Source organism: Mycobacterium asiaticum (assembly GCF_001673365.1).
Taxonomy (GTDB): Bacteria; Actinomycetota; Actinomycetes; order Mycobacteriales; family Mycobacteriaceae; genus Mycobacterium; species Mycobacterium asiaticum_A.
The window spans coordinates 1-4,164 of the sequence record NZ_LZLS01000202.1 but is presented as its reverse complement, the minus strand read 5'-3'; the positions used below and the strand labels follow the sequence as shown (position 1 = coordinate 4,164).

Here is a 4,164-nt window from a genome sequence, read left to right as displayed (position 1 = left end):
GCAGTTGCGCACCGAGCCCGACGACCCCCACCGGCTGGAAGCCGTCCGCGCCGCCCTGCTGGCGGCCCGGCTCACCCGGGTGCAGCCCGGCCGTGACGACAAAGTGGTCACCTCGTGGAACGGCCTGGCGATAACCGCGCTCGTCGAAGCCAGCGTGGCGTTGGGTGAGCCGGCCCTGGCGCACGCGGGGTACCGGTGTGGGAGTGCCCTGCTGGATCTGCACGTCGTCGACGGGCGGCTGCGCCGCGCCAGCTTGGGCGGGGTGGTCGGCGACAGTGCGGCCATCCTGGAGGATTACGCGTCGCTGGCCACCGGATTGTTGGCGCTCTACCAGCACAGCGCCGATGCCGCCTGGTTGGCTGCGGCTACCGAACTCCTGGACACCGCCGTCGACCATTTCCGCGATCCGCAGCGGCCCGGCGGCTGGTTCGACACCGCCGATGATGCCGAGCAGTTGGTGCTGCGACCATCCGATCCCCTGGACGGTGCGACTCCGGCGGGGGCGTCGTTGATCGCCGAGGCGCTGTTGACCGCGGCGCATCTGGTCGATGCCACCCGCGCCGAACGCTATCTGCAGCTGGCACACGACACGCTCGGCACGCATTCGGTGCTGTTGGCCCGCGCGCCGCGCTCGGCCGGTCACTGGCTGGCTGTCGCTGAAGCTGCAGTGCGGGGGCCGCTGCAGATCGCCGTGGCTTGTGCCACGCCGACGTCGTCGCTGTTGGCCGACGCCCGCCGACTTGCACCCGGTGGGGCGATCGTCGTCGGCGGCGAGGTGGATTCGTCGCCGTTGCTGGCCGGGCGCGATCGCGTGGCCGGTTCCGACGCGGCCTACGTCTGCCGCGGCCGGGTCTGCGACCTGCCGGTGACCAGCGCAGAGCACCTTGCGACCGCTCTCGCGGCACCCAGGTAACGTGCCCCACATGCCGAATGCCGCTGAGAAAGCTGAGGAGCGGGCCAAAGCGATCACCGAGACGGTTCACCGCTACCTTGCGGCGGTGGGCACCGGGTCGGCCGACGACTTGGCCGCCTTTTACGCCGATGACGCCACGCTGGAAGATCCGGTCGGCGGCGAGGTCCACATCGGGACCAGCGCGATCCGCGGCTTTTACTCGGCGGTCAGCGGTGTCGAACGCGAATGCGAGTTGGTGACGCTGCGCGTCTGCGGCAACGAGGCTGCGTTCCATTTCCGGCTGACCATCACCGCCGGCGGCAGCAAGATGCGGATCGAACCGATCGAGACGATGGTGTTCGACGGTAATGGCAAAGTCACCGCGATGAAGGCCTACTGGTCAGCGGCCGACGTGACGCAACTCTAGAAGACCACGAACCACATGGCGATGTAGTGGCAGATCGCCGCGATCGCCGTGCAGGCGTGGAAGAACTCGTGGTAGCCGAATGTCGTCGGCCACGGGTCCGGCCACTTCAGTGCGTACAGAATGCCGCCGATGCTGTACAGCGCCCCGCCGACGAACAGCAGCACCATGGCCGTCACGCCGGCGTTGTGCAGGATCGTCGCGGTGTACCAGACCGCAACCCAGCCCAACAGGATGTACAGCGGCACACCCACCCAGCGCGGCGCCGCGGGCCACAGCATCTTCAAGGTGACCCCGGCCAGCGCGCCGCCCCAGACGATCGCCAGCACCACATGCCCGTCGTGTCCTGGGAGGGCCAGCAGAGCGAACGGCGTATAGCTACCCGCGATGAAAATGAAGATCATCGAGTGATCCGCGCGCTTCATCCACATCCGGGCCGTGCCGGATTTCCAATTGACCCGGTGATAGGTGGCGCTGACGGTGAACATGATGATCGTCGCGAAGGTGTACAGCATCGTCGCGAGGCCGGCTTTGGTGGAATCCACCGCCCAGGACACCGCGACCAGGGACGCGCCCGCGGCAACCGCGGTACCTGCCGAATAGACGTGGATCCAGCCGCGGAATCGCGGCTTGGTCAGGACCTTGGCGACGCCCCCGACGATCTTGTCGGCGGCGTTCTGCGCAGCATCCAACGGCGTCGAGCTATCGGATTGCGACCTTGAATCCGTGCTTGTATCCGTGCTTGCGCTGGTGAGCGTGCTGGTCTGGCTGCTCATCTGTCGTGGTACCCCTCATGAGTGCCGTTGGATTTTCTCCCGGTCAAGGGTAGCGGGGTTGCCTTAAGAAGGCCTGTGCGACGTGACGTGATATTGGCGGAAACCGCAGCCGGAATTTGGGGTCGATCACAGTAGTGTGGAACCTCGTGGAGGTGATCCCGCCGCGGCTCAAGGAGCCGTTGTACCGGCTTTACGAGCTGCGACTGCGTCAGGGACTGGCCGCCTCCCGATCCCAATTGCCGCGTCATATTGCGGTGCTCTGCGACGGAAACCGGCGGTGGGCGCGCAGCCTGGGCTATGACGACGTCAGCGTCGGGTACCGAATGGGTGCCGTCAAGATCGCCGAGATGCTGCGGTGGTGCCAGGAAGCCGGCATCGAAATGACGACCGTCTATCTGCTCTCCACCGAGAACCTGCAACGTGATCCCGACGAGCTGTCCGCACTGATCGAGATCATCACCGATGTGGTCGAGGAGATCTGCGCACCCGCCAACCGGTGGAGCGTGCGAACCGTCGGCGATCTGGGTTTGCTGGGCGAGGAGGCGGCGCGACGGTTGCGCGGCGCGGTGGACTCCACGCCCCAGGTTGCGGCCTTCCATGTGAACGTCGCGGTGGGCTATGGCGGTCGTAGGGAAATCGTGGACGCGGTACGGGCGTTGTTGGGTAAGCAACTCGCCAACGGTGCGACCGCCGAGGAGCTCATCGAAGCGGTGACCGTCGAGGGCATTTCGGAGAATCTGTACACCTCGGGCCAGCCGGATCCGGACCTGGTGATCCGCACCTCGGGCGAGCAGCGACTGTCCGGTTTTCTGCTTTGGCAGAGTGCCTACTCCGAGATGTGGTTCACCGAGGCGCACTGGCCGGCGTTTCGCCGCGTGGACTTCCTGCGTGCGCTGCGCGACTACAGCATGCGCAACCGCCGACACGGCAAGTAACGCGCCTGCGACCACCGGGCCGAAAGGGGCCCGGGGGCGGCACGCCGCCGTGACACTCCGGACCCCAAGTGTCACGCCCAGCGTGTCATTCCAGCGGAATGTTTCTTTGGTTCTGAGCGGTCCAGCAAACATTGTGATCTTGATCGCCGTTCGCTGAACGGCTCTCAACCGTTCCAGAGGCAGCCAAAAAACGTCAATCCTTACTGACACCGTGTTAGTAAGCTTTATCGGCGATACAACGCCGTAAATCTCACTAAACATCTTGTACTGCAACAACTTTCAATAAATAACATTGGACATGTAATAATTCATATATTTCGTCCAGGTTAACTCGCATGAATCTGAGCCGGTTGTCTGAGGAGCTGCAGACTTCGGCTAATGGTTGCCTATGTGCATAGTTTCAGGCGTCCTAGAAAAATCTGGAAATTCTCGTTTCCAGATCTGGCGGTTTCGGCCCGCATGGGGGTACATTCCCCACGACGAGTGACCCCATCGGCTATGAACCACAGGAGTTTCAGCAATGTCGTTTTTGGCGGCTTCCCCCGACCTGTTGGCTGCGGCGGCAGCGAACCTGGACAGTTTGGGCTCATCGATCAACGCTGCTAATGGAGCGTGGGCCGGTCCCATATCGACGCTGTTGCCCGCGGCTCGGGATGAGGTTTCGGCGGCGATCGCGGCCCTGTTCGGCACGCACGCTCAGGGTTACCAAGCCATCGCATCTGAGGCGGAGGCTTTCCACCAGAACTTCATCCGCGCACTCAGTTCGGCGGGCAGCGCATATTCAACCGCGGAGACGGTCAACGCCTCGCCACTGCAGGCGGTGTCGGATCTGATCAACGCCCCGTCTCAGGCGTTGTTCCAGCGACCGCTGATCGGCAACGGTGCCGACGCCCCGGCTGGCAGTGGCGCGAACGGTGGTGCTGCGGGTTTGCTGTGGGGTAACGGTGGGGCCGGTGGATCCGGTGCGGTGGGCCAGGTCGGCGGTAACGGCGGAGCCGCTGGGCTGTTCGGTAACGGCGGCGTCGGTGGGGTTGGCGGCGCGGGCGCAACCGGCGGCAACGGCGGTTCTGGCGGGATCTTGTTCGGCAACGGCGGAATCGGCGGAGCCGGTGGTGTCGGCGCCGCAGCTGGTTTGAC

At 64.8% G+C, this 4,164-nt stretch carries 4 protein-coding genes and 1 pseudogene; 4 read left to right on the top strand and 1 reads right to left on the bottom strand.

Features of this window, described 5'->3' with window-relative positions; all coding sequences use genetic code 11:
- Nucleotides 1-913: pseudogene (locus A5634_RS23670) on the top strand (thioredoxin domain-containing protein); the annotation flags it as partial.
- 10 nt (nucleotides 914-923) lie between these two features.
- On the top strand, nucleotides 924-1,319 hold the full coding sequence (locus A5634_RS23665) for a nuclear transport factor 2 family protein (protein WP_065146470.1): 396 nt from the start codon (nucleotides 924-926) through the stop codon (nucleotides 1,317-1,319).
- On the opposite strand, the gene trhA is transcribed toward A5634_RS23665, so the two are convergent.
- Nucleotides 1,316-2,092, bottom strand: a complete 777-nt coding sequence (trhA, locus tag A5634_RS23660) for a PAQR family membrane homeostasis protein TrhA (protein WP_081290625.1) — start codon at nucleotides 2,090-2,092, stop codon at nucleotides 1,316-1,318. The genes A5634_RS23665 and trhA overlap by 4 nt on opposite strands.
- Nucleotides 2,093-2,238: 146 nt before the next feature.
- Here trhA and A5634_RS23655 point away from each other — a divergent pair, with 146 nt between their 5' ends.
- A complete protein-coding gene (locus tag A5634_RS23655; RefSeq protein ID WP_065146468.1) occupies nucleotides 2,239-3,027 on the top strand; it encodes a (2Z,6E)-farnesyl diphosphate synthase in 789 nt (262 codons plus the stop codon).
- Between the two features lie 520 nt (nucleotides 3,028-3,547).
- On the top strand, nucleotides 3,548-4,164 hold a 617-nt coding region (locus tag A5634_RS23650; protein WP_155769689.1), incomplete at its 3' end, for a PE family protein.

Excerpts from the sequence above, each read along its gene's own strand:
- A5634_RS23665 (WP_065146470.1), top strand. The coding sequence starts at position 924 with ATGCCGAATGCCGCTGAGAAAGCTGAGGAGCGGGCCAAAGCGATCACC.
- trhA (WP_081290625.1), bottom strand. The coding sequence starts at position 2,092 with ATGAGCAGCCAGACCAGCACGCTCACCAGCGCAAGCACGGATACAAGC.